Below are 24,829 nucleotides of genomic sequence, written 5' to 3' on the forward strand. Positions count from 1 at the left end.
CATGACGCATCAGGTTCACATCATCGGCGGCGGCCTCGCGGGCAGCGAAGCGGCATGGCAGCTCGCGCAGGCGGGCGTGCGGGTCCGCCTTTCCGAAATGCGCGGCGCGGGCGACATGACGCCGGCTCACCAGACCGACGCGCTGGCCGAGATGGTCTGCTCCAACAGCTTCCGCTCGGACGATGCCGACAGCAATGCCGTGGGGCTGCTCCATCAGGAGATGCGCGCGCTCGGATCGCTGGTGATGGCGAAGGCCGACGCGGCGAAAGTGCCGGCCGGCTCCGCGCTGGCGGTGGACCGAGACCGGTTCGCGCAGGGCGTGACGCAGGCGATCATGGATCATCCGCTGATCGAACTGGTGCGCGAGCGCGTGGACGGCCTGCCGGCGGAAGGGCTGACCATCGTCGCGACCGGTCCCCTCACCGCCCCCTCGCTGGCGGACGCGATCGCCGGGGCCACCGGCCGCGACCAGCTCGCCTTCTTCGACGCCATCGCGCCCATCGTCCATGCCGACAGCATCGACATGTCGATCGCATGGAAGGCCAGCCGCTGGGACAAGGGCTCTCCCGATGGGGACGGCAAGGATTACATCAATTGCCCGATGGACAAGGCGCGCTATGACGCGTTCGTCGCGGGACTGCTGGCGGGGCCGAAAACGGAATTCCGCCAGTGGGAAAAGGATACGCCCTATTTCGAGGGCTGCATGCCCATCGAGGTGATGGCCGAGCGCGGGCCGGAGACGCTGCGCCACGGGCCCATGAAGCCCGTTGGCCTCGACAATCCGCGCACCGGACGCTGGCCCCATGCCGTCGTCCAGCTGCGGCAGGACAATGCGCTGGGCACGCTGTGGAACATGGTCGGCTTCCAGACCAAGCTCAAATATGAAGCGCAGGTGGAGTTGTTCCGGACCATCCCCGGCCTCGAGAATGCGCAGTTCGCGCGGTTGGGCGGGCTGCACCGCAACACCTTCATCCGCAGCCCCGAGCTGCTCGACGGCCAGTTGCGCCTGCGCGCCGCGCCGCACATCCGCTTCGCCGGGCAGATCACCGGCTGCGAGGGCTATGTCGAAAGCGCGGCCGTCGGCCTGCTCGCCGGCCTCATGACCGCAGCGCAGATCGCCGGGGAAACGCTGGCCGTGCCGCCTGCCGAAACCGCGCTCGGCGCGCTGCTCGGCCACATCACCGGCGGCGCCGACGCAGGCAGCTATCAGCCGATGAACGTCAATTTCGGGCTGTTCCCGCCGCTCGCGGACGATATCCGCAAGAAGGACCGCAAGCGCGGCTATACCGACCGTGCCCGCGAGGCACTGGCGGCATGGCAGACGCAGGCCCTACGCAACAGGGTGGCGGTGAGCGCCTGATCGCGAGGGCTGGACCTGCGAGCGGCTATTCCTCCTCGTCGCAGGCGCAGGCCTGTGTCGGGCGGGTTGATTTCTTGGCGGGTTTGGGCGCGGTCGTGGCGAATTCGGCGCGGGTGAGCTTGCTGTCGCCGTTCGCATCGGCACCGGCGAAGCGATCAGACGTGCGCACGGCCCATTCCTCGAAGGAGAGGAGATTGTTGCCGTCCTTGTCCAGCTTGCGGAAAGCGGCGGCGCGGCTGCCCATCATCTCGGCGCGGCTGATGATGCCGTCGCGATTGCGGTCATAACGGTCGAAGCGCTTTTCCTCGCGCGTGCGGGGCGTCGCTTCCGGCACGCCGGGGGGCGGCTCGCCCATCGCTGCCGGATCACCCTCGCCAGGCAGAGCCGGCCCCTGCGCCCGAGCGCCGCCCTGCGCGATCAGCGGGCGCGCGGTGCGATCCGCCTCGCCCTGCCACCAGAACAGGCCAGCGGCGACCATCAGCAATGTCGCAATCGATCCCGCCAGAATGCGTCCCATGTCGGCTCCCCCCGATGGGCAGAGACTAGCCCCGCAGGGAGGCGCGCAGCAAGCGCCCATAATGCCGGAGCGTGAAGCCCGCCGCCGGCACGCGCCCGGCGCGCACGTCCGGCAAGGCGACGGCATGAGCCAGCCGCAAGGGCCGGAACAGGCGCCCGGCGGGCAGGCTCGCCGGCCCGGCACTTTCCCCCGCGACCGCCAGAACCTGCCGGGCGAGCCCCGCATCGCTGACATGGCCGGCAAAGTCCCAGAGTGCCCAGATAGCGCCCGCGCGGCTCAGGGGCTCCGCGTCCGCCCCTGAAGCGGGCTCCGCGCTGGCCGCCAGCAGGCCGAACAGCCCGCCGCCCCGCGCCAGGCCATGGGCCGCGATATCCTCGGCGCTCAGGGCCTCGGGAGAGGCCAGCACGCGCCAGCCGTCGATCAGCCGCTCGGCTGCCTGCGCCGCAGCGGGTGGCGCGATCGCGCGCCAGCGCTCGACGAGCGGCTCCCCGCCCCCCTTGTCCTTCTCCTGCCGCACCAGCACCCCTTCCCACCAGGCAAGGCGGATCGCCGTGATGGTCGGGTCCCCGCCCCGGCGCACCACCTGCGCGAGGCGCTGGTCGAACTGCCAGCAAAGCGCTTGCCACGGCCGGGCATCCGCCGGCGCATAAGCGAGCAGGAGGCGCTGCAGAGGGGGGAGGTCCAGCTCCGGCCCAGGGGACTGCGGGCTGCCGTTCATACCTGCTCAACCATCGCCGTTAGCCCTTTCTCTACCGCTGCAAGCTAGGGGAACCGGTGGCTCAGTGCGGAACGCGGGTTCCGGCCGGGCTGGCCTGAAGGGGGCGGTGAGGGCAATCATGAAGCGCATTCGGGCAGGCGGTTCCTTGATGACGCGGCTCGGCCGCGACGTCAGCGGCAATACCATCGCGCTTGCTGCTGCCGCCATGATCCCGCTCGCAGGGCTGATCGGCGGCGGCGTCGACATGAGTCGTCTTTATCTGACCAAGACGCGTCTGCAACAGGCTTGTGACGCCGGCGCGCTGGCCGGGCGCAAGGCCATGGGCCCGGGAAGCTGGACGACCGGCGGCACGACGAGCTCCCAGGCCAGAGCCAACGAACTGTTCGCCGTGAATTTCAAGGAAGGCGCCTACGGCACGGGCGCGCTCAGCAAGGACTTCACCGAAGACAGCGGCACGGTGAGCGGGACGGCGAGCGTCGCCGTACCCATGACGATCATGCGCATCTTCGGCATGACGGCCCGCACGCTGACCGTGAACTGCACCGCCAAGATGGAAATCCCCAACACCGACGTCATGTTCGTGCTGGACGTCACCGGATCCATGAACTGCGCCACAGGCAGCTCAGGCTGTTCGAACAATGGCAATGTGCCCGCCGCCGGAGCCAAGATCCTGGGCCTCAAGAGCGCTGTGAAGTGCTTCTACGAAGCCCTGCTCAAGGTGAACACGCCGGAAGTCTGCGGCAGCGACCCGACCGGCACATCCTATACCCAGACCGCGCAGATCCGCATCGGCTTCGTGCCCTATTCCATCGCCGTCAACGTCGGCAAGCTCCTGCCGAACGCATTTCTGGCAGACCAGTGGGACTACCAGTCCCGCGTCGCCAACGTGCAGACCGTCTATGCCTGGACGCTGGGCACCGAGAGCGGAAAATCTGCCTGGAGCAGCTGGTCGCCCGCCAACATGCCGAGCAGCTTCAATACCGCCAGCGGCTTTTCCGGCTGGTCCACACCCAATTCCAACGTGACGATCAGCGGCAACACCTATTCACGCCAGCGCTCCGACCGCACATCCTCCAACTGCACCGGCCTGAACACGTTGAGCGGCTCCAGCAGCACGCTGGTGGCGCGCACTGACGTCGCCGGCAACACAAGCTCCGGCCTGAGCAACACCAGCAACAACCCGCCCGTCCATCCGGCGAACAGCCAGACCCTGACCTACACCGACACCGAGCCCCACACGGTGACCGGCTATCGCTATCGGTGGAAAAGCGTCAGCGGCACGAGCAGCTGCTGGCTGGAGCTGAGCAATGGAAGCTACGACAAGACGCGCACCCAGACCTCGACCCGGCCGATCAGCTGGACGACCTATGAAAACACGTTCCAGAACTGGACCTACCGGCAAGTCACCCATGATGTCTCCGGCCTGAAAGCAGGCGAAGCGAGCTGGAACAATGCGGTCGCCCTGCCATTGGCGACGACCAGCGGCCCCACCGTGAAGCTCTCCGGCTCCAGCTCGAACACGACTCTCGCCTACGTCGCCAACACCAATGTCGCCTGGAACGGCTGCATCGAGGAGCGCCAGACGGTCAAGAATTCCGATGGCGACCCCAGCGACGAATGGAGCCCGATCCCGACGGCGGCCTATGACATGAACATCGATCTGGTGCCCAGCGCCGGCGTGGCGGGCAGCTATTGGGGGCCAATGCTGCCCGATGCCGTGTGGGCGCGTTACTGGTCCGGCAACACCACAAACGACGTGACGACCACCAGCAATCTCATCCGCAACTATTACAACTACTGCGGCACGGAAGCGAAGAAGCTGCAGACCTGGTACACGCCCAATTCCTTCGTCTCCTATGTCGATTCACTGCATGCGGAAGGGAACACCTATCACGACATCGGGATGATCTGGGGTGCCCGGTTCATCTCCCCGACCGGCATCTTCGCCAGCGAGAACGCCGCGACATCGACCGGCGGCGCCATCCAGCGCCACATCATCTTCATGACTGACGGCGACACGATGTCCTACAATGACGACTATAACAGCTACGGCATCAGCTGGTGGGACCGGCGGCAGACGACCTACGCGCCCTCCAACTACAGCGGCACGAACAGCCACACCTCCAAGATCGTGAATGCGCATCTCGCCGGCCTGTGCACGGCGATCAAGAACAAGAACATCACGCTCTGGGTGATCTCCTATGGCGGCGGGATCAACGAGGAAACGGAAGCGCGCCTCCAGGCTTGCGCGACCAACGGCAAATATTTCAGCGCGAGCGACACCCCTGCCCTCATCGCGCAGTTCAAGCAGATCGCGTCCGAAATCGCGCAGCTGAGGCTCACGAGCTGATGATCGCCCGGCGCATCCCCCTGCCCCGCCGGCACCCGCGCGACATCGCAAGCGCGCAGGACGGCGTGACCATCGTCGAGTTCGCTCTCATCGCGCCGGCGCTGATGGTGCTGCTGTTCGGCGCGCTGGACGTGGGGCACACCCTCTACATGCAGAGCGTGCTGCAGGGGACGGTGCAGAAGGCGGCGCGGGATGGATCGCTGGAGTCGGCGGCAGGGACGGTAACGACGCAGCGCGATGCCATCGACACGATGGTGCGCGACCAGCTCCTGACGCTGAATCGGACGGCCACCGTCAAGTTCAACCGCCGCTTCTACAAGACCTTCTCCGACGCAGCGGCCGCGAAGGCCGAGGAGTTCACCGATTCCGCGGTCGGCAGCCCCTTCCGCGACGGCAAATGCAACAATTATGAATCGTTCGTCGATGCCAACAATAATGGCCGGTTCGACCGGGACGGCGGCGATTCCGCCGAGCGCGCGGGGGCACGGGACAACGTCGTCTACACCGTGACCATCCAATATGATCGCATGTTCCCCATCGACAGGCTGATCGGCGGCAACGGGCTCACGACGCTCAGCGCAGCGACAGTGCTCTCCAACCAGCCCTTTGGCGACCAGTCGAGCACCGGCACGCCAACCGTCGCCCAATGCGGCCTCGGCGCCCCCAATGTGGAAGCGCCCGCGCCATGATGCTGCGCCTGCGCCATGACATCGCCCGCCTGAAAGGCGACCGCAACGGCCTCGCCGCCGTCGAGTTCGCGTTGTCCGCGCCGGTCATCCTCACCATGTTCCTCGCGGGCGCGGAGCTGACCAACTTCGCCATCACCAAGATGCGGGTCAGCCAGGTAGCGCTGCACATCGCCGACAATGCCTCCCGCATCGGCACGAACAGCCTGCTCACCGCGCCCCAGATCAGCGAGGCGCAGATCAACGACCTGCTGATCGGCGCCAATCTGCAGGCGGGCAAGCTGCAGCTCGCGACGCGCGGGCGCGTGATCGTCTCCAGCCTCGAACCGATCGCCAATCCCAACCCGACCGGGAAGTTCAGGATTCGCTGGCAGCGCTGCTACGGGACGAAGTCCCATCCTTCCAGCTACGGGCTGCAGGGCGACACGAACCTGACCGGCATGGGACCGAGCGGCCAGCATGTGACCGCCCCGGACGGCGGCGGCGTGATCTTCGTCGAGGTCGCTTATGATTACGAGCCGCTGATCTCGGACCGGTTCCTGCCCTCCAGCCAGATCAGGGACATCGCCGCCATGACCGTGCGCGACGACCGCGACTTCGGCGGCAACGGGGAAATCGGCATCTACAACAGCGAAGGCGTGACGCCCTCCACCTGCTGAGCGCGGTTAAGCCGGAAAAGCAGGGCATGGCGAAAACGATGAGCGCCGGTTCTGACTGGATCAGACCGGCGCCCTCGGATCGACAAATCTTGCCGATGGTCAGTCGCGATAGCAGACCTTCTTCGCGGCCGCGACGACGCGCTTCGCGTCGATCAGCGCGGCCTTCTCGAGATTGGCGGCATAAGGCAGCGGCACGTCCTCATTGGTGACGCGCAGCACCGGTGCATCGAGATCGTCGAAGCCCTGCTCCATGCACACAGCCGCGATCTCGCTGGCGATCGAGCAGACCGGCCAGCCTTCCTCGACGGCGACGATGCGATTGGTCTTGGCGAGGCTCTCCAGCACCGTCTGCGTATCCAGCGGACGGAGCGTGCGCAGGTCGATGACCTCGGCATCGATGCCATCGGCGGCCAGCATCTCGGCTGCTTCCAGCGAGACGCCCACGCCGATCGAGTAGCTCACCAGCGTGACGTCCTTGCCGGGGCGGACGATGCGGGCCTTGCCGATCGGCAGGACATGATCCTCGACCTGCGGCACATCGAAGCTGCGGCCATAGACCAGCTCGTTCTCGAGGAACACGACCGGGTCCTCGCTGCGGATCGCCGCCTTGAGCAGCCCCTTGGCGTCCGACGAGTCATAAGGCGCGATGACGACCAGACCCGGCACGCTGGCATACCAGGGCGCATAGTTCTGGCTGTGCTGCGCGGCGACGCGCGACGCAGCGCCGTTCGGGCCACGGAAGACGACGGGGCAGCGCATCTGGCCGCCCGACATGTAATTGGTCTTGGCCGCCGAATTGATGATGTGGTCGATCGCCTGCATCGCGAAGTTCATGGTCATGAACTCGACGATGGGACGCAGGCCACCCATGGCCGCGCCCGTGCCGACACCGGCAAAGCCATATTCCGTGATCGGCGTATCGATGACGCGGCGGGGACCGAACTCGTCGAGCAGGCCCTGCGTCACCTTGTACGCGCCCTGATACTCGGCCACTTCCTCGCCCATGACGAAGACACGCGGATCCTTGCGCATCTCTTCCGCCATCGCGTCCCGCAGCGCCTCACGCACCGTGGTCTTCTGGAAGGTCGTGCCTTCCGGCAGCGTGGGATCGGCCGCGGGTGCGGCTTTCGATACGGCCAGATTGCTGGTGCCGCTCTCGGCCTTGGGCGCGGCGCCCGTGCCGGACTCCGCGGCCTTCTGCTCGGCCTCGGGCGCCTCGGTCTTGGGAGCCTCGGCAGCAGGTGCGGCAGCGGCGGGTGTAGCGGTTTCCTCGCCCTCGCCCGACAGCATCGCGATCACCGTGCCGACCTTCACATTGTCGGTGCCTTCCGCGATCAGGATCTTCTCGATCGTGCCTTCGTCGACCGCCTCGAACTCCATCGTCGCCTTGTCGGTCTCGATCTCGGCCATGATGTCGCCGGCCTTGACCTCGTCCCCTTCCTTCACCAGCCATTTGGCCAGCGTGCCTTCTTCCATGGTCGGCGAAAGGGCCGGCATCTTGATCTCGACACCCATCAATACTGCTCCACCAGAACGTCGGTATAGAGTTCGCCAGGCGCCGGCTCGGGCGAAGTCTCGGCAAAGTCGGCCGCCTCGCTCACGATCTTGCGGATCTGAGCGTCGATCGCCTTCATTTCGTCCTCGGCGACGCCGGCCTCGGCCAGCGCCTTCTTCACGCCCTCGATCGGATCGGACGTCTCGCGCACATGCTGCACTTCGTCACGCGAGCGATATTTGGCGGGATCGGACATCGAGTGGCCGCGATAGCGATAGGTCTTCATCTCGAGGAGGATCGGCCCCTTGCCGGCCCGGACCCACTCCAGCGCTTCCTGCGTGGCGCCGCGCACCGCGAGCACGTCCATGCCGTCGACCTGGAGGCCGGGGATGCGGAAGCTCTCGCCGCGCCGGTAGAAATGATCCTCGGCCGACGAGCGCTGCACCGAAGTGCCCATCGCATACTGGTTGTTCTCGATCACGTAGATGATCGGGAGCTTCCAGAGCGCGGCCATGTTGAAGCTCTCGTAGACCTGGCCCTGATTGGCGGCGCCGTCCCCGAAATAGGCGACGCACACGCCGCCATCCTCATTATATTTGTGGCCGAAGGCGAGACCGGTGCCGAGCGACACCTGCGCGCCCACGATGCCATGGCCGCCGTAGAATTTGTGGTCGACGCTGAACATGTGCATCGAGCCGCCCTTGCCACGGGAAATGCCGGCCTCGCGGCCCGTCAGCTCGGCCATGATGAGCTTGGGATCGATGCCATAGGCCAGCATGTGGCCATGGTCGCGATAGCCGGTGATGACGCTGTCCGCGCCCGGCGTCAGCGCCGACTGGATGCCGACGGCGACCGCCTCCTGACCGATGTAGAGATGGCAGAAGCCACCAATCAGGCCGAGGCCGTAAAGCTGGCCGGCACGCTCCTCGAAACGGCGGATGAGCAGCATCTGCCGATAGAATTCGAGCAGCTCGTCCTTGCTGGCCTCGTAACTTTTCGGTTCGCCGGGACGCTCGCGATTATGATCGGCAGCGGGCGGCGGGGAGGACGCCGAAGAGGTCTTTCCCGATCGGCTGGAAGCTGGCTTCGCCAATGTTTCAGGTCCTTCTCGCGTGGAAATTTTGTGCAGCTATAGGCACGGCACATGCAGGAGCGCAATGTCCAGATAGGTTAAATGCACGCCTCGATCCCGAAAGAGGGACGAAGCGGGCCGCGCCTCACTTCGTCGGAATCACGACTTCGTCCGGGTGCGCGACGCCGAGTTGCCGGCGCACGAGCTCGTCCACCATGTCCGGGTCCGCCTTCTTGGGATCGAGCAGCTTCACGCGGTTCGCCAGCGCGGCTTTCTGCGCCTGCAGGACGCGCAGTTCGGACTGGCGCTGCTTGAGCTGGCGACTGTAATCGCCCCAGGCGAGAATGCCGTTGGGCCCGATGATGGCATAGACGATGAAGACGAGCAGCAGCACGATCGCAATGGCCGGCATCATCGCCGAACCGAACAGGGATCTCAATTTCGCAAGCTGCGCCATCGCTTCTTGGAATCACGGCGACTCCCGCTTTGCAAGCCCAAAATGCAGGCCATGCGACGAGAGGTTTGAAATCGGCAGAAAAACGGCATCCGGAGAGACGAAATGCGGGCCGGACCATCCCGGAGGAAGTCCGGCCCGCGATTTATGCGTCAACCGTCGCGGAGGCGCGCTCAGCGGAAAATCGACGCTCCGGCATAATAAGCCCGGTCGCCCAACTCCTCCTCGATGCGGATGAGCTGGTTATATTTGGCGAGCCGGTCGGAACGGGCGAGCGAGCCGGTCTTGATCTGCCCGCAATTGGTGGCAACGGCGAGGTCCGCGATGGTCGCGTCCTCGGTCTCGCCCGAACGATGCGACATGACATTGGTGTACCGCGCGCGGTGCGCGAGATCGACGGCCGCCAGCGTCTCGGTGAGCGAGCCGATCTGATTGACCTTCACCAGCATGGAGTTGGCGAGGCCCTTCTCGATGCCCATGGCGAGGCGCTTGGGATTGGTGACGAACAGATCGTCGCCGACGAGCTGGCACTTGTCGCCGATGAGATCGGTCAGGATCTTCCAGCCCTCGAAATCATCCTCGCTCATGCCATCCTCGATCGACTTGATCGGGTAGCGCGCAACGAGGTCGGCGAGATAATCGGCCATTTCGCCCGGCGAGAGGGTCTTGCCTTCGCCCGAGATCACATAGCTGCCATTCTTGAAGAACTCGGTAGCCGCGCAGTCGAGCGCCAGCACGACATTCTCGCCCGGGCGGTAACCGGCCTTCTCGATGCTCTGCATGATGAAATCGAGCGCTTCCACGGTCGAGGCGATGTTGGGCGCGAAACCACCCTCGTCACCCACGCCAGTGGCGAGACCCTTCTCATGCAGGCCCTTCTTGAGCGTGTGGAAGATCTCGGAACCGATCTGCACGGCATGGGCAATGCTTTCGGCGCCCACCGGCATGATCATGAACTCCTGGAAGTCGATCGGATTGTCGGCATGCTCGCCGCCATTGATGATGTTCATCATCGGCACCGGCAGGACATGCGCCGAGACGCCGCCGACATAACGATAGAGTGGCAGGCCACGCGCATCCGCCGCGGCCTTGGCGACTGCGAGGCTGACGCCGAGAATGGCATTCGCGCCGAGCCGCGCCTTGTTCTCCGTGCCGTCGAGTGCGATCATCGCTTCATCGATGTCGCCCTGATCCTCGGCATCCATGCCGACGACGACCTGGCTGATCTCGTCATTGACCGCAGCGACTGCCTGCAGCACGCCCTTGCCGAGATAGACGTTCTTGTCCCCGTCCCGCTTCTCGACCGCTTCATAAGCGCCCGTCGACGCGCCCGAAGGCACCGCGGCGCGACCGAAGCTGCCATCCTCCAGCAGCACGTCGACTTCGACGGTGGGATTGCCGCGGCTATCGAGAATCTGGCGCGCGTGGATATCGAGAATTTCGGTCATGCCGTGGCCTTTCCCTTGCAAATTCACTGGTTCTGCGTGGGCCGCCGCTTAACGGGCGCACCCGTCATTGGCAATGGCGCGAACCACCCCGCATCGCGCGGCGCGAGAATTGTCCGGGAACAATTGGCCCTCTGGGTCTGTTAAACAAAGCGGGCCCTGCTATATCGATCTTGAGGGGCACATCTGTTGCCAGAAAGGGAAGATCATGTCTGACACCAGCAGCACCGACACACCAAAGCGCAAACCCTCCACGAAGACCGCCGCCAGCAAGAGCGCCAGCCCGAGCACCACGAAAGTCGCAGCCGTGAAGCAGGCCGCTTCGGCGCGCAGCACCGGCGATGAGGCCGAGGGCGGCAAGTGGCGCGAGCAGGCAGGCGAGTTCGCCGAACAGGCCAAGGCAACCGCGCGCGATGCCGCGACGACCGCCAAGAACACGACCGGCGATGCCCTTGCCGGCCTCTCCAAGCTGATCGCGGAAACCGCGGAGACCGTCGATTCCAAGCTCGGGCCCCAATATGGGGATTATGCCCGCAAGGCGGCCGAGACGGTGGCCGGCGCGGCCAAGTCGCTCGACGAGAAGGATGTCGACCAGCTCGCCGAGGAAGCGCGCAATTTCGTGCGCAAGAGCCCGGCGGTTGCGATCGGCGCTGCCGCCGTGGTGGGCTTCGTCCTCATGCGGATGATGCGCGGCAGCTCCTCGAACGACACTTAAGAACCAGTAATCGGACCAACGCAGACCCATGACGACACCAGACGGGGAAACGGAGGCGCAGGCAGCGCCGACCGCTGACGATGGCTCCATCCGGGCAAGCGTCGAGCGTCTGGTGGCGTCCGGCCGGGAGATGGCCGAGGCGGAGCTCACCTGGGCGAAGCTCAAGGCGGCCATCATCGGGGCCATTCTGGGCAGGGCGCTCGCTTTCGGCGTGCTGGCCTTCGTCTTCCTGGTGATGACGCTCATCATGCTGATCGTCGCGGCGGTGATTGCGCTGGCACCGATGGTGGGCTGGCTCGGCGCCACCCTGATCGTGGCAGGCGTTTCGCTTGCCGCCACGATCCTCTTCGGCCTGCTGACGCGCAGCAGCGTTCAGGCCCTCAAGAGGGGAGGAAGGCCATGACGACACCCGAGCAGAGGCAGGAAGTGGCCCAGGCCCGCGCGCATGCCGACCTCGCCCGGCTGCGCTTCTCGACCGCGCTGGGCAATCTCCGCCAGCGGGTATCGCCAGGCCGGCTCAAGGACGACGCGCTCACCGCCGTCGGCGAAAAAGTGGAGAGTGCCAAGCTGCAGGCGCGCATGTCGATCCGCAGCCATCCGTTCCTCATGGCATCGGCCGCGAGCGGATTCGTGGCCTTGCTGTTCTGGAGACCCGCGCGCACAACGCTGCTCTACGGCGCACGACTGGCGCAGATCGTGTGGCTCAATCGCAAGCTATGGAGCGCGGGCAGTGACGACTGAGAAGAAAAACAACCGGGATGGCAGCGGCACTGCGAGCGAGGTGCGCGCCCGCGCCATGGACGGCATCGACCAGGCCCGCCGCAAGGCAGGCGAAGTCATCGCAGCGACGCGCGAGAAGGGCGAGGCCGTGATCGACGACACGCGCGAGAAGACCTATCGCGCCGCAGCCGAGACCAATCGCCTGTTCCAGGAACATCCCATCGCCGCCGTGGCCGCCGCCGCGGCCGCAGGCGCAGTGCTCGCCATCTTCATTCCCAAGATCGCCATCGCCGGCAAGGCGGGGCAGACGGCGGGCCGGGCAGTGAAAGCCGCCGCCGGGAGCAAGGCGGCGAAGGCCATGCTCGTTGGCCTCACCGACACGCGCCACAGCACATTGCGGCGCGTCGCGAGCCAGGCTGCGACCAGCATGGGCAAGCATGTCTTGACCCGCAAGGCGCGAACGGCAAAAGGGAAAGCGAAGGACGGAGAGGAATAGCCCGCAGACGCAGGCAGACGCCCGCCCCGGCCGCCGTCTTGGCAGTCAGGCGCAACGCTGCTAGCCACGCAGGCAAGAGGCCAGCCCGGCCGGCTCGACAGGATCCGGCGGGTCACCCCAGGGAGCATTTCCGTTGAGCTTATTGCATCTTGTCATGGGCGGGCGCGTCAAGGACCCGCAGAAACTCGAATTCGAGGACCTGAAGTCGATCGACCTGATCGGCGTCTTCCCCGATTATGCCAGTGCCGAAACCGCCTGGCGCGGCGCAGCGCAGCGCACCGTCGACGACGCCGAAATGCGCTACGTCATCGTCCACCTTCATCGCCTGCTCGACCCTGCCGGCGAAGCGATCGACCCGCAAGTCGGCTGAGGCGGAACGACGAAAGGTCGTTTTCGCTGGCCGGTCAGGGCGCGGCGCGGAAGCGTCGCGCCAGCAACGGCCGGGCCAGCAGCAATCCCGCGATGAAGCCGCCGATATGGGCACCGATCGCGATGCCGCGGAACAGGCTGTCAAACCCGCCGGCGAACGCGATGAGCAGCTGCAGGATCGTCCAGGCGACCGCGAGCCAGATGATGCGCACGACATGCGCGGGAATCGGCCCCAGCGATCTCACGCCGCGCTGGCTGTAGATCACGGCATATGTGCCCAGCAGCGCGGACACCGCGCCGCTTGCGCCGATCATCGGCACGACGCCGTCACCGGCCGGCATGAAGAAGGCGGATGTCGCCCATTGCCCGAGCGCCGCGGCATAAGCGCCGACCAGATAGACGATGACCGTCCTGCCCTGCCCCAGCACTTGCTCCACGAACCGGCCGCAGAACACCAGCATGAGCAGATTGAAGGCAAGGTGCAGCCAGCCGGAATGGATGAGCGTGGCGCTGAGCGGCGTGATCCACAGCGGCAGCCACGGAATATCCAGCGATATGTTCTGCGCCGCCAGCGCCGTGACGCGCTCCGGGATGAAGCCCGCCAGGATGGCGGCACGATCCGTCTCGCCCGCCAGCTGGACCGGCAGGAAGGCAAGCAGCGTGATCGCTGCCAGGATATTCGTCGCCGGCCCCCGGGGAAGCGTCACTGACATGAAAGCTGGACCTCGTGCGCCGCGAAACGGCTCAAATGAACTCGATCTTCTCGACGAGGTAGAACTTGTCGCCGGACGGCACTGTCACTTCGACTTCCTCGCCGACCTGACGCCCGATCAGCGCACGGCCCAGAGGCGAGTTGTAGCTGATCATGCCCATCTTCGCGTCGGCTTCCGCCTGACCCACGATCTGGTAGCGCACCGGCTGCTCGTCCTCGTCCAGCAGAGTGACGGTCGCGCCGAAGATGATCTTGTCGCCTGACAGCGACTTGGGATCGATGACCTGCGCGCGCGAAAGCTTGTCCTCCAGATCGGCGATCGTCGCCTCGACCTGGCCCTGCCGCTCCTTGGCGGCATGATATTCGGCATTCTCGGAAAGATCGCCGTGCGCACGCGCCTCTTCGATCGCGTCCACGATCTTGGGACGCTCCGCCTTGAGGGCACGCAGATGATCGGTCAGCTTTTCATAGCCAACAGCCAGCATCGGCAACTTCTCAACGGTGGCCATCTACACTCCCCAATCTCTTCACTTGGCTTCAAACGGCTGTCCGGAAGCGCGCATTCCCTTGCCGACCGGCGGCTCCGGCCAGCTCGCATGCTGATTTCATGTCTGTCGGAAGATCAGTCCTGCGACGCCTGATAATAGGATTGGAGCGACCGCACTTCAAGGGGACGCGCACGCAAGGCCTCGATGGCGTCCACCGCGGCAAGGCTCGCCGCCGCCGTGGTGAAGCTCGGAACCTTGAGGCGCAGCGCACTCGTGCGGATCGCCTTGCTGTCGATGAGCGACTGCCACCCTTCCGTCGTATTGAAGATCAGGTCGATCGCGCCGTCGGTGATCCGGTCCACGATATGGGGCCGCCCCTGCGCCACCTTGTTGACCGTCTCGATCTCCAGCCCGGCTTCCGACAGGAACTTCGCCGTGCCGCCGGTCGCGACGATGCGGAAGCCCATGCCGGCGATCTTGCGAGCGGCTGGCAGGATGACCGTCTTGTCGCTGTCCTTCACGGACACGAAGACCGTGCCTTCCTTGGGAAGGACAGTGCCCGCGCCGATCTGCGCCTTGGCGAAAGCGGTCGCGAAATCGACGTCGATGCCCATGACCTCGCCGGTGGACTTCATTTCCGGGGAAAGGACCGGATCGACGCCCGGGAAGCGATTGAACGGGAACACCGCTTCCTTGACCGCGATATGGCTGATCGCGTTACGGTCGATCGTCGGCAGGTCCGCCAGCATCTCGCCCGCCATGACGCGCGCGGCGATCTTGGCAATGGGCGTGCCGATCGCCTTGGCGACGAAGGGCACGGTGCGCGAAGCGCGCGGATTGACCTCGATGAGATAGACGTTGCCGTCCTTCACCGCGAACTGGATGTTCATGAGGCCGCGCACATGCAGCGCCCGGGCAAGCACGTCCGTCTGCCGCTCGATCTCGCCGATGATGGCTTCGGGCAGGCTGTAGGGCGGCAGCGAGCAGGCGCTGTCACCGGAATGCACGCCGGCCTCCTCGATATGCTGGAGCACGCCCGCGACGACCACGTCCCGGCCATCGCACAGCGCATCCACGTCCACCTCGACCGCGTCGCGCAGATACTGGTCGATGAGCACCGGCGAATCGCCGGAGACCTGCACGGCGGTGGCGATATATTCCTCGAGCTGCGCCTGCCCGTCGACGATCTCCATCGCCCGGCCGCCCAGCACATAGGAGGGACGCATGAGCACGGGGTAGCCGATGCGGCCAGCGACCGCGATCGCTTCCTCCTTGCTGCGCGCGATGCCGTTGGCGGGCTGGAGCAGGCCCAGTCTCTCGATCAGCGCGGCGAAACGCTCGCGGTCCTCGGCCAGGTCGATGGCATCCGGCGACGTGCCGAGGATGGGGATGCCCGCATCCTCCAGCGCCTGCGCCAGCTTGAGCGGCGTCTGCCCGCCGAACTGCACGATGACGCCGGCCAGCGTGCCGCGCGACTGCTCGACATGCAGGATCTCCAGCACATCCTCGGCGGTCAGCGGCTCGAAATAGAGCCGGTCCGACGTATCATAATCCGTGCTCACCGTCTCCGGATTGCAATTGATCATGATGGTCTCGTAGCCGGCATCCTCCAGCGCGAAGCAGGCGTGGCAGCAACAATAATCGAACTCGATGCCCTGCCCGATGCGATTGGGGCCGCCGCCCAGGATCACCACCTTGCGCCGGTCGCTCGGCTGGCTCTCGTCCTCGGGCTCGCCGAAGGTGGGCGCCTCGTAAGTGGAGTACATGTAAGGCGTGCGCGCCTCGAACTCGGCCGCGCAGGTATCGATGCGCTTGAACACCGGGCGCACGCCCAGCTTGTGGCGCAGCGCGCGCACTTCCTTCTCCGTCACGCCACCCGTCATGGCGACGACAGCCTCGCGCACCAGCCCCGAGCCGCGGCGAATGGCATTCTCCATGCCGCCGGGGACATTGGCGGACTGCAGGGCCAGCCACGCAAGCCGCTTGTCCGAAAAGCCCATGGCCTTGAGCGCGCGCATGCCCTGGGCGTCGCGCGGCAGGCCGTTCTCCATCACCTGTCGTTCGGCCGCGACGATCTCGGCAAGCCGGTCGAGGAACCAGGGATCGAACCGGGCGACCGCGTTGATCTCCTCGACGCTCAGCCCCTCGCGCAGCGCCTGCGCGGCAATGAGCAGCCGGTCCGGCGTGGGCTGGCCAAGCGCGGCGACGATCTCGTCCTTGCTCGCGCCGACCAGATGATCGACCTGATTGAAGCCGGAGAGCCCGGTTTCGAGGCCCCGCAGCGCCTTCTGCATGGACTCGTGGATGTTCCGACCGATCGCCATCACTTCGCCCACCGACTTCATCGCGGTGCCCAGCAGCGGCTCGGCGCCCTTGAACTTCTCGAAGGCGAAGCGCGGAATCTTGGTCACGACATAGTCGATGGTGGGCTCGAAGCTCGCGGGCGTGACGCCCGTGATGTCGTTCTGGATCTCGTCCAGCGTGTAGCCGACGGCCAGCTTGGCCGCGACCTTGGCAATGGGAAAGCCCGTCGCCTTGGACGCCAGCGCCGAGGAGCGGCTGACGCGCGGGTTCATCTCGATGACGATCAGGCGGCCGTCCTTCGGATTGACCGCGAACTGGACGTTGGACCCGCCCGTCTCCACGCCGATCTCGCGCAGCACCGCGATGCTGGCGTTGCGCATGATCTGATATTCCTTGTCGGTCAGCGTCAGCGCCGGCGCGACCGTGATGGAATCGCCCGTGTGGACGCCCATCGGATCGACATTCTCGATGGAGCAGATGATGATGCAATTGTCCGCGCGGTCGCGGACGACTTCCATCTCATATTCCTTCCAGCCGAGCAGCGATTCCTCGATCAGCACTTCGGTGGTCGGCGAGGCATCGAGACCGGAGGTGACGATGCGGACGAACTCTTCCCGGTTATAGGCGACGCCGCCGCCGGTGCCGCCCATGGTGAAGCTGGGCCGGATGATCGCCGGCAGGCCGATGAACTCCAGCGCCGCCATCGCCTCGTCCATCGTGTGCGCGATGCGCGAACGGGCGCTTTCGAGGCCGATCTTGTCCATCGCGTCGCGGAACTTGAGCCGGTCTTCCGCCTTGTCGATCGCCTCGGCATCCGCGCCGATCATCTTTACGCCGTATTTCTCCAGCGTGCCGTCGTTGAACAGCGCGAGCGCGGTGTTGAGCGCGGTCTGGCCGCCCATGGTCGGCAGGATCGCGTCGGGGCGCTCCTTCTCGATGATCTTGGCGACGATCTCCGGCGTCACCGGCTCGACATAGGTCGCGTCCGCCATCTCCGGATCGGTCATGATCGTGGCCGGGTTCGAGTTCACCAGAATGATCCGGTAGCCCTCTTCCTTCAGCGCCTTGCAGGCCTGCGTGCCCGAATAATCGAACTCGCACGCCTGACCGATGATGATCGGGCCCGCGCCGACAATGAGGATGGAGGAGATGTCTGTTCTTTTGGGCATTAGTTTGCAAGCTTTTCGATTAGAACTGCCCAGTCTTCTGGGAGAATCTGCGACGTCTGAAAGGCAAAGTCCGCTCTCACTCTAAAGACATTGTTGAATGGCTGAGAGCTATGTTGAAAAGAAGGCAGGCTGGCTTTCGCATCTTCGATGGCCATTCTCTGATGGGGGTTGCCGAGCGGTTTTATCCTAAAGGGTAAAACCCATCTCTCCGGCCAAATATGTGTAACGCTCTCCACTTCATCGGGACGGGAATACACCACAAAAGGGACGGTCAACGCCTTGTCTTCGCTACTGTATAGAATACCCAACGCACCTATGGGCATCTTCCGTGCCTTAGTGATACGCCCTTTTTCCTGTGGTGAGCCTACTTCCATTGGACCAACCGCCCACGTCTCAGAACCCACGCCAGCCCAGATGTTGGTCATTGTTGAAGAAGCGAAGACGTAAATATCCATTACCTCAGCCCCTCCACGAACCGCTTGAACAGATAGAAGCTGTCCTGCGGCCCGGGCGATGCCTCGGGGTGGTACTGCACGCCGAAGACCGGCTTGTTCGTGAAGGCGATGCCGCAATTGGAGCCATCGAACAGGCTCACATGCGTCTGCACGACATTGGCCGGCAGGCTGTCGGCATCGATGGCGAAGCCGTGGTTCATGGAGGTGATCTCCACCACCCCGTCCTCCAGCCGCTTGACCGGATGATTGGCGCCGCGATGGCCCTGGTGCATCTTGCTGGTGTGCGCGCCCGCCGCGAGGCCGAGGAGCTGGTGGCCGAGGCAGATGCCGAAGATCGGCATGTCCTCGTCGATCAGCCGCCTGATGACGGGCACCGCATATTCGCCGGTCGCGGCGGGGTCGCCGGGGCCGTTCGACAGGAAGACGCCGGCGGGCCTGAGCGCCGTGATCTGCTCATAGGTCGCCGTCGCGGGCAGGACGGAGACCTTGGCGCCGGCCTTCACCAGATTGCGGAAGATATTGTCCTTGGCGCCATAATCGATGGCGACAACATGAGGCCTGTCTTCGACTGATCGCTCGCCCGTTTCCGTCGCCTCATAGCCGAAGCCAAGGCGCCAGGGCCCGCCGGTCCAGTCGCGCTGCTCGCCAGTGACTTCGACGGCCAGGTCCATGCCCTCGAGGCCAGGCCAGGCCTTCGCCTTCTCATGCAGGGCCTTGAGATCGAACTTGCCCTCGGGATCATGCGCGATCACCGCATTGGGCGCGCCGGCCATGCGGATGCGCCGGGTGAGCGCGCGCGTGTCGACACCCGCGAGACCGATGCGGCCATGCGCCTTCAGCCACTGGTTGAAGGGCTCGACATTGCGGAAGCTCGACGGCGCCGTCACGTCCTCGCGCACCACGCAGCCGAGCGCCCAGGGCGTATCGGCCTCCACATCCTCGGGATTGGTGCCGACATTGCCGATGTGCGGGAACGTGAAGGTGATGATCTGACCGGCGAAGCTCGGATCGGTCATGATCTCCTGATAGCCGGTCATGGCGGTGTGGAAGCAGAGCTCGCCCACCGCTTCCCCGCTCGCGCCGAAGCCGCGGCCGAAAATGACCGTGCCATCGGCAAGAACCAATACCCCCGTCGCTCCTTTGGGCACGGTCGGGTATCTGGCGTTCGCCATGGCACTGGGTTCCTTATGCTGTCGCTTGCAGGCCGGCGCCCGGAGCGCTGGCTAAACGGCCGGGTCACTAGGATTTCGGACCTGCATGGTCAATCCTATTAAAATTCATCGTGCCGCCTTATATGTCATCCTTTCCCACAAGGCGGAACGGAGGACGCGAAAATGATTCGCGACGGCATCAAGGCTGCGCAGATCCAGGCAATGAAGGGCGGCGACAAGGCCCGCCTCGCGGCCGTGCGCCTCATCCTCGCGAAGCTGAAGGATCGCGACATCGAGCTGCGCACCGCCACGCAGGTGCCGGATGACGACGTCATCGTGGTCGACGTCCTCCAGAAGATGGTGAAGCAGCGGCGCGAATCGATCGCCATGTACGAACAGGGCGGCCGCGCTGAACTCGCTGCGCAGGAGCAGGCGGAGCTGGACGTCATCGAGAGCTTCCTGCCCCGGCAGATGAGCGAGGACGAGACTCGCGCCGCGATCGAGGCGATCAAGACCGAGGTCGGCGCCTCGTCTGTGAAGGACATGGGCAAGGTCATGGCGGTGCTGAAGGATCGGCACGGCACCGTGCTCGACATGAGCAAGGCCAGCGCGATGGTGAAAGCCGCGCTGGCGAGTTAAACGCCACTTGGCTCATGCCGGGACATATAGCCTCGCGGTTTCGCGGATGCACAATTAACAGGTGCAATCATTCCTTAACCATGTTTCCTTGTTCCCGCGCCGCGCTCTTGCGGGGGCCGGCGCGTTCATCGTGGGACTGGACAGGGGATGATGATGAAACATGTGGGCGTGCTTGCCGCTGCAGCAGCGGCTCTTTTTTTCGCGGCGCCGGCACAGGCTGCGCTGCTCAACTTCACGCTGACCGGCGATTATTCGGCAAGCTTCCAGCTCGATTCGAGCCCGGTGCCGGACCTCTTCGACGAAAGCTCGTTCACGATCTGGGACGTCTCCGGCTTTCCGGACGCGGCGCTCGGTATCGTCGACCTCCAGTTCTGGACCGGCGACGAGGCGGGCGGCTTCTCGATCATCGACTTCTACGGAGACGCCTATCTGCTCGACGCCACGGGCAGCCAGCTCTTCTCGGGATCGACCGGTGCGCCGACCTTCCTGACCGGCACCTATGCCCTGGCGGACCTGTTCGGCCCGGGGAGCTACACGCTCGTCATCGCGGAAGCGGGCACGACGCCGGCCATTCCCGAACCCGCCACATGGGCCATGCTGATCGCCGGCTTCGCCATGGCCGGCGCAGCAATGCGCCAGAAACCGCGCAAGCTCGCCGTGGCTTTCCAGCAGGGCTGAACGACTGAAGACGGGCGGCAGGGGCACGCGCCCTTCCGCCCGCCCTCCAGCGGTGCTAGGGTGGCGGCTCAATGGTTCGCCTGGCGCCGTTTCCCCGTAGACTCCATGTTTTCCAGCCAGGGCAAGGCCCCCGGCGGGCGCATTCGTCATGAGCCTCTCGCCTCAATGGCTGGACGAGCTGCGCGCGCGCACAACGCTTTCGACCCTGATCGGCAAGACCATCAAGGTCCAGAAGGCCGGGCGGGAATACAAGGCCTGCTGCCCCTTCCACAACGAGAAGACGCCCAGCTTCACGATCAACGACGAGAAGGGCTTCTACCACTGCTTCGGCTGCGGTGCGCATGGCGACGCCATCCGCTGGATGACGGACCAGCGCGGCCTGCCCTTCCTCGATGCGGTGAAGGAACTGGCGGCGGCAGCGGGGATGGAGGTGCCGGCACCGGACCCGCGCGCGGCGAAACGGGCCGAGAAGGCGCGATCGCTGCACGACGTGACGGCGGCGGCGCAAGGCTGGTTCGAGGCGCAGCTCGCCGGCCAAGAGGGAACGCAGGCAACGGCCTATCTCGCCCGGCGCGGCATCTCGGACGCGACTCGCCGCAGCTTTGGCCTGGGCTACGCGCCGGATAGCCGGGGCAGGCTCAAGGCGGCCCTGCACGAGTTTCCCGAGGACATGCTGGTCGAAAGCGGCATGCTGATCCAGCCGGAAGACGGCAACCGCGACAGCTACGACCGTTTCCGCGGCCGGCTGATGATCCCGATTCGCGATCAGCGCGGCCGGGTCATCGCGTTCGGTGGCCGCATCCTGGGACCGGGCGAGCCCAAATATCTGAACTCGCCCGAGACGCCGCTGTTCGACAAGGGACGCACCCTCTACAATCTCGACAAGGCCGCACCGGCCGCGCGCAAGGCCGGCCGCGTGATCGTGGTCGAGGGCTATATGGACGTCATCATGATGGCGCAGGCCGGCATCTCCGAGACCGTCGCGCCGCTCGGGACCGCGCTGACCGAGCCCCAGATCGAGAAGCTCTGGACGATGGTCGAGACCCCGCTGCTCTGCTTCGACGGCGATGCCGCGGGCCAGCGCGCGGCCCTGCGCGCGGCCCATCGCGCGCTGCCGCTGCTGCGACCCGGCCACAGCCTCGCTTTCGCCACCCTGCCGGCCGGACAGGACCCGGACGACCTCATCCGGAGCGCGGGCACCCGGGCCCTGGAAGACGTGCTGTCCGGCGCTATCCCGCTCGTGGAGCTCATCTGGCGCCACGAGCATGAGGCGCTGCCGCTCGACACGCCGGAAGCGCGCGCCGGCTTCAAGCAGCGCCTCGCCGAGCTGTGCCGCACCATTTCGGACGGGGACATCCGCGCGCTTTACAGCCGGATGTTCAAGGAGCGCTACGACGCCCTGTTCTTCGCGCCGCGTCAGAATCCCTCCTTCAACGGACAGCCCGTCCGCAGGCCGGCGCGCGACCAGCGTGGCGGGCGGTGGACGCCCCCTCCCCCGCCGCCGACGGACGAAGCGCGGGCCATTGGCGCGAGCGGCAGCGACGCCATGCTGCTGCGCGCGGTGATTGCCGGCCTGCTGCGCTTTCCCGAGGAAATTGTCATCCATCGCGAGGCGCTGGCGAGCCTCACTCTTACCGACGAACGACTCGCGCGATTGCTCGACAGGCTGATTGAAGCGAGCGACATCCAAGAAACTGTTGAAACAGAGCGACTGCTTACCATATTGGGCGACAGTGAAGTGTATAATATGGCGAAGGGGTTGCTCCGCGCCGATGCGCTGCAGTTCACCTTCACCCGGGCCGAAACGGACAGGCAGCGCGCACAGCGTGACCTGGCGGAGGCTATCGCGGTGATTGTGGCGATGCCGCGAATCGACGCTGAGCTGGCGGCGGTCACAAGGGCGATGGCGGATCATCTGGACGAAGCGGGCTTTGCCCGTCAGCAGTCCCTGCGCAAGCTCAAGGCGGATTTGGCCGCGCGCGTGGCCGAACTGGCCCAACCCCCCGAAGAATGAACTTATGGCTGGTGCGTGATGCGACCGGCTTGGAGCAAGGCGACGCATGGCGAGCAAGATCAACCAGAATGAAGCAGGCACCGAAGAGAGCGGCGATGCACCGCTGCTCGACCTCAACGAGGCCTCGATCAAGAAGCTGATCGCCCGCGCCAAGAAGCGCGGCTACATCACTTATGACGAGCTGAACAACGCCCTGCCGCAGGACCAGATGTCTTCCGAGCAGATCGAGGACGTGATGTCCGCCCTCAACGACATGGGCGTCAATATCGTCGAGAACGACGAACAGGGCGATGACTCCGAGGATGGCGCCGAGCCCGAGGCTGACACGATCGACGGCGCAGCCGAGGACGAGGATGGCTCGGGCAATGTCGGCGAGAAGAAGAAGGAAACCGTCGACCGCACGGACGACCCCGTGCGCATGTACCTGCGCGAGATGGGCGCAGTCGAACTGCTCAGCCGCGAGGGCGAAATCGCCATCGCCAAGCGCATCGAGGCCGGTCGCGACACGATGATCCTGGGCCTGTGCGAGAGCCCGACCACGTTCAACGCGATCATCGAATGGTCCAACGCCCTCAACAATGGCGAGATGCAGCTGCGCGAGATTCTCGATCTCGACGCCATGCTCTCCAAGGACCCGGCGCCAGAATCGCTCTCCGAGGACGGCGAAGGCGACGATGACGGCGAGATCAGCGAGAAGACCGCCGGCCCCTCCTTCAAAGAGGAAGAGGACGTCGAGGAGGAATCCGCCGACGACGACGAGGAGTCCATGGTCGAGCGCCGTACGCCGCGCGCCGAGGAAGAGGACGAGGAGGACAACACGCTCTCCCTCGCCGCGATGGAAGAGCTGCTCAAGCCCGCCGCGCTCGAGAAATTCGCCAACATCACCCAGCTCTACAGCGCGTTCGGCAAGATCCAGCAGGCACGGCTGATCGCGCTGGGCAATGGCGTGGAATTCCCCGCCAAGGACGAAGCAAGCTACCACAAGCTGCGCGAGGACCTGACCGCGGAAGTGGAAAGCGTCCAGTTCCACCAGCAGAAGATCGAATATCTCGTCGATCAGCTCTATGCCTTCAATCGCCGGCTCACCACGCTGGGCGGCCAGATGCTGCGCCTCGCGGAGCGCCACAAAGTGCCCCGCAAGGACTTCCTGGACCAGTATGTCGGCCATGAGCTGGACGAGGCCTGGCTGGAGAAAGTCGGCAAGATCGACAAGAAATGGAGCGCCTTCGCGAGCGCGGAAGCAGGTGCCGTGGAGCGCATCCGTTCCGAGGTGGCCGAGATCGCGCAGGCAAGCGGCACCTCGCTGCCCGAGTTCCGCCGCATCGTGAACATGGTGCAGAAAGGCGAGCGCGAGGCACGCATCGCCAAGAAGGAGATGGTGGAAGCGAATCTGCGCCTCGTCATCTCCATCGCGAAGAAATACACGAACCGCGGCCTGCAGTTCCTCGACCTCATCCAGGAAGGCAATATCGGCCTGATGAAGGCAGTGGACAAGTTCGAGTATCGCCGCGGCTACAAGTTCTCGACCTATGCGACCTGGTGGATCCGGCAGGCGATCACGCGCTCCATCGCGGATCAGGCCCGCACGATCCGCATCCCGGTCCACATGATCGAGACCATCAACAAACTGGTGCGCACCAGCCGCCAGTTCCTCCACGAGCAGGGCCGCGAGCCTACGCCCGAGGAAATGGCCGAGCGGCTCTCCATGCCGCTGGAGAAGGTGCGCAAGGTGATGAAGATCGCCAAGGAGCCGATCTCCCTCGAAACGCCAATCGGCGACGAGGAGGATTCGCACCTGGGCGACTTCATCGAGGACAAGAACGCGATCATCCCCGTGGATGCGGCCATTCAGGCCAATCTCAAGGAGACGGTTACGCGGGTTCTGGCCTCGCTCACGCCGCGCGAGGAGCGCGTGCTGCGCATGCGCTTCGGCATCGGCATGAACACCGATCACACGCTCGAGGAAGTGGGCCAGCAGTTCAGCGTGACCCGCGAGCGCATCCGCCAGATCGAGGCGAAGGCGCTGCGCAAGCTCAAGCACCCGAGCCGCAGCCGCAAGATGCGCAGCTTCCTGGATCAATGAACGGGATTATGGGCCGGTCCTGAAAGGCCGGCCCTTTCCATCGCACTTCGGCTATCCACCACCGCGCGCCCGATGCGCGG

Annotated in this window: 24 protein-coding genes; 13 read left to right on the plus strand and 11 right to left on the minus strand. The window is 65.3% G+C overall.

Annotated elements, in window-relative coordinates; translation table 11 throughout:
* The first annotated feature begins 1 nt into the window (after position 1).
* Positions 2–1,360, plus strand: a complete 1,359-nt coding sequence (trmFO, locus tag SLG_RS11860; RefSeq protein ID WP_014076713.1) for a methylenetetrahydrofolate--tRNA-(uracil(54)-C(5))-methyltransferase (FADH(2)-oxidizing) TrmFO — start codon at positions 2–4, stop codon at positions 1,358–1,360.
* A 25-nt stretch (positions 1,361–1,385) separates the two neighbouring features.
* Here the strand turns inward: trmFO and SLG_RS11865 are convergent, their stop codons facing one another.
* Positions 1,386–1,877 (minus strand): EF-hand domain-containing protein, encoded by a 492-nt coding sequence (locus tag SLG_RS11865; RefSeq protein ID WP_014076714.1) that lies wholly within the window; start codon positions 1,875–1,877, stop codon positions 1,386–1,388.
* A gap of 25 nt (positions 1,878–1,902) precedes the next feature.
* Entirely contained in the window at positions 1,903–2,595 is a 693-nt protein-coding gene (locus SLG_RS11870; protein WP_014076715.1) for a hypothetical protein, read from the minus strand.
* 148 nt (positions 2,596–2,743) lie between these two features.
* Here SLG_RS11870 and SLG_RS20420 point away from each other — a divergent pair, with 148 nt between their 5' ends.
* The 3 genes from SLG_RS20420 to SLG_RS11885 are packed head-to-tail and all read left to right on the plus strand — an operon-like array spanning position 2,744 to position 6,290.
* Positions 2,744–4,945, plus strand: coding sequence for a TadE/TadG family type IV pilus assembly protein (locus SLG_RS20420; protein ID WP_014076716.1), 2,202 nt, complete (start codon positions 2,744–2,746; stop codon positions 4,943–4,945).
* Positions 4,945–5,634 carry a TadE family protein gene (locus tag SLG_RS11880; RefSeq protein WP_014076717.1) on the plus strand — a complete coding sequence of 230 codons (690 nt, stop codon included), beginning with the start codon at positions 4,945–4,947 and terminating at the stop codon, positions 5,632–5,634. Before SLG_RS20420 ends, SLG_RS11880 begins: the two co-directional genes overlap by 1 nt.
* Positions 5,631–6,290, plus strand: a complete 660-nt coding sequence (locus SLG_RS11885) for a TadE/TadG family type IV pilus assembly protein (RefSeq protein ID WP_014076718.1) — start codon at positions 5,631–5,633, stop codon at positions 6,288–6,290. Before SLG_RS11880 ends, SLG_RS11885 begins: the two co-directional genes overlap by 4 nt.
* A 99-nt stretch (positions 6,291–6,389) precedes the next feature.
* Here the strand turns inward: SLG_RS11885 and SLG_RS11890 are convergent, their stop codons facing one another.
* The 4 genes from SLG_RS11890 to eno form a co-directional block, all read right to left on the minus strand.
* Positions 6,390–7,805, minus strand: a complete 1,416-nt coding sequence (locus SLG_RS11890) for a pyruvate dehydrogenase complex E1 component subunit beta (RefSeq protein WP_014076719.1) — start codon at positions 7,803–7,805, stop codon at positions 6,390–6,392.
* Positions 7,805–8,878: a pyruvate dehydrogenase (acetyl-transferring) E1 component subunit alpha gene (gene pdhA / locus SLG_RS11895; protein WP_014076720.1), complete on the minus strand. Its 1,074-nt coding sequence runs from the start codon at positions 8,876–8,878 to the stop codon at positions 7,805–7,807. The genes SLG_RS11890 and pdhA overlap by 1 nt, the downstream gene beginning before the upstream one ends.
* Positions 8,879–9,002: 124 nt before the next feature.
* The gene (locus tag SLG_RS11900; RefSeq protein WP_014076721.1) at positions 9,003–9,314 is read right to left on the minus strand and encodes an FtsB family cell division protein; all 312 of its coding nucleotides are present in this window, start codon (positions 9,312–9,314) and stop codon (positions 9,003–9,005) included.
* 170 nt (positions 9,315–9,484) lie between these two features.
* A complete protein-coding gene (gene eno / locus SLG_RS11905) occupies positions 9,485–10,759 on the minus strand; it encodes a phosphopyruvate hydratase (RefSeq protein ID WP_014076722.1) in 1,275 nt (424 codons plus the stop codon).
* Positions 10,760–10,964: 205 nt separating this feature from the next.
* Here eno and SLG_RS22195 point away from each other — a divergent pair, with 205 nt between their 5' ends.
* From SLG_RS22195 to SLG_RS11930, 5 genes are all read left to right on the plus strand, one after another.
* Complete coding sequence (locus tag SLG_RS22195; RefSeq protein ID WP_014076723.1) at positions 10,965–11,471, plus strand: hypothetical protein; 507 nt, start codon at positions 10,965–10,967, stop codon at positions 11,469–11,471.
* 28 nt (positions 11,472–11,499) lie between these two features.
* Positions 11,500–11,874 carry a phage holin family protein gene (locus SLG_RS11915; protein ID WP_014076724.1) on the plus strand — a complete coding sequence of 125 codons (375 nt, stop codon included), beginning with the start codon at positions 11,500–11,502 and terminating at the stop codon, positions 11,872–11,874.
* Complete coding sequence (locus SLG_RS21750) at positions 11,871–12,212, plus strand: hypothetical protein (protein ID WP_014076725.1); 342 nt, start codon at positions 11,871–11,873, stop codon at positions 12,210–12,212. Before SLG_RS11915 ends, SLG_RS21750 begins: the two co-directional genes overlap by 4 nt.
* Complete coding sequence (locus tag SLG_RS21755) at positions 12,202–12,687, plus strand: DUF883 family protein (protein ID WP_014076726.1); 486 nt, start codon at positions 12,202–12,204, stop codon at positions 12,685–12,687. The genes SLG_RS21750 and SLG_RS21755 overlap by 11 nt, the downstream gene beginning before the upstream one ends.
* Before the next feature lie 133 nt (positions 12,688–12,820).
* Positions 12,821–13,057, plus strand: a complete 237-nt coding sequence (locus SLG_RS11930; protein ID WP_014076727.1) for a DUF4170 domain-containing protein — start codon at positions 12,821–12,823, stop codon at positions 13,055–13,057.
* A gap of 34 nt (positions 13,058–13,091) precedes the next feature.
* On the opposite strand, the gene SLG_RS11935 is transcribed toward SLG_RS11930, so the two are convergent.
* The 5 genes from SLG_RS11935 to carA form a co-directional block, all read right to left on the minus strand.
* Complete coding sequence (locus tag SLG_RS11935; protein WP_014076728.1) at positions 13,092–13,769, minus strand: rhomboid family intramembrane serine protease; 678 nt, start codon at positions 13,767–13,769, stop codon at positions 13,092–13,094.
* A gap of 31 nt (positions 13,770–13,800) precedes the next feature.
* Positions 13,801–14,277 (minus strand): transcription elongation factor GreA, encoded by a 477-nt coding sequence (greA, locus tag SLG_RS11940; RefSeq protein WP_014076729.1) that lies wholly within the window; start codon positions 14,275–14,277, stop codon positions 13,801–13,803.
* Between the two features lie 113 nt (positions 14,278–14,390).
* Positions 14,391–17,729, minus strand: coding sequence for a carbamoyl-phosphate synthase large subunit (gene carB, locus SLG_RS11945; protein WP_014076730.1), 3,339 nt, complete (start codon positions 17,727–17,729; stop codon positions 14,391–14,393).
* Positions 17,729–18,154 carry a hypothetical protein gene (locus SLG_RS11950; protein WP_148276577.1) on the minus strand — a complete coding sequence of 142 codons (426 nt, stop codon included), beginning with the start codon at positions 18,152–18,154 and terminating at the stop codon, positions 17,729–17,731. Before SLG_RS11950 ends, carB begins: the two co-directional genes overlap by 1 nt.
* Before the next feature lie 29 nt (positions 18,155–18,183).
* Positions 18,184–19,356 carry a glutamine-hydrolyzing carbamoyl-phosphate synthase small subunit gene (carA, locus tag SLG_RS11955; RefSeq protein WP_014076731.1) on the minus strand — a complete coding sequence of 391 codons (1,173 nt, stop codon included), beginning with the start codon at positions 19,354–19,356 and terminating at the stop codon, positions 18,184–18,186.
* A 162-nt stretch (positions 19,357–19,518) separates the two neighbouring features.
* Between carA and SLG_RS11960 the strand changes: the two genes are divergently transcribed.
* The 4 genes from SLG_RS11960 (at position 19,519) to rpoD (ending at position 24,749) form a co-directional block, all read left to right on the plus strand.
* A complete protein-coding gene (locus SLG_RS11960; protein WP_014076732.1) occupies positions 19,519–19,974 on the plus strand; it encodes a GatB/YqeY domain-containing protein in 456 nt (151 codons plus the stop codon).
* Positions 19,975–20,121: 147 nt separating this feature from the next.
* A complete protein-coding gene (locus tag SLG_RS11965) occupies positions 20,122–20,652 on the plus strand; it encodes a PEPxxWA-CTERM sorting domain-containing protein (protein WP_014076733.1) in 531 nt (176 codons plus the stop codon).
* A gap of 148 nt (positions 20,653–20,800) precedes the next feature.
* Complete coding sequence (gene dnaG / locus SLG_RS11970; RefSeq protein ID WP_014076734.1) at positions 20,801–22,666, plus strand: DNA primase; 1,866 nt, start codon at positions 20,801–20,803, stop codon at positions 22,664–22,666.
* A 46-nt stretch (positions 22,667–22,712) separates the two neighbouring features.
* On the plus strand, positions 22,713–24,749 hold the full coding sequence (rpoD, locus tag SLG_RS11975) for an RNA polymerase sigma factor RpoD (RefSeq protein WP_014076735.1): 2,037 nt from the start codon (positions 22,713–22,715) through the stop codon (positions 24,747–24,749).
* Positions 24,750–24,829 lie beyond the last annotated feature (80 nt).

The organism is Sphingobium sp. SYK-6, from assembly GCF_000283515.1.
Lineage (GTDB): Bacteria > Pseudomonadota > Alphaproteobacteria > Sphingomonadales > Sphingomonadaceae > Sphingobium > Sphingobium lignivorans.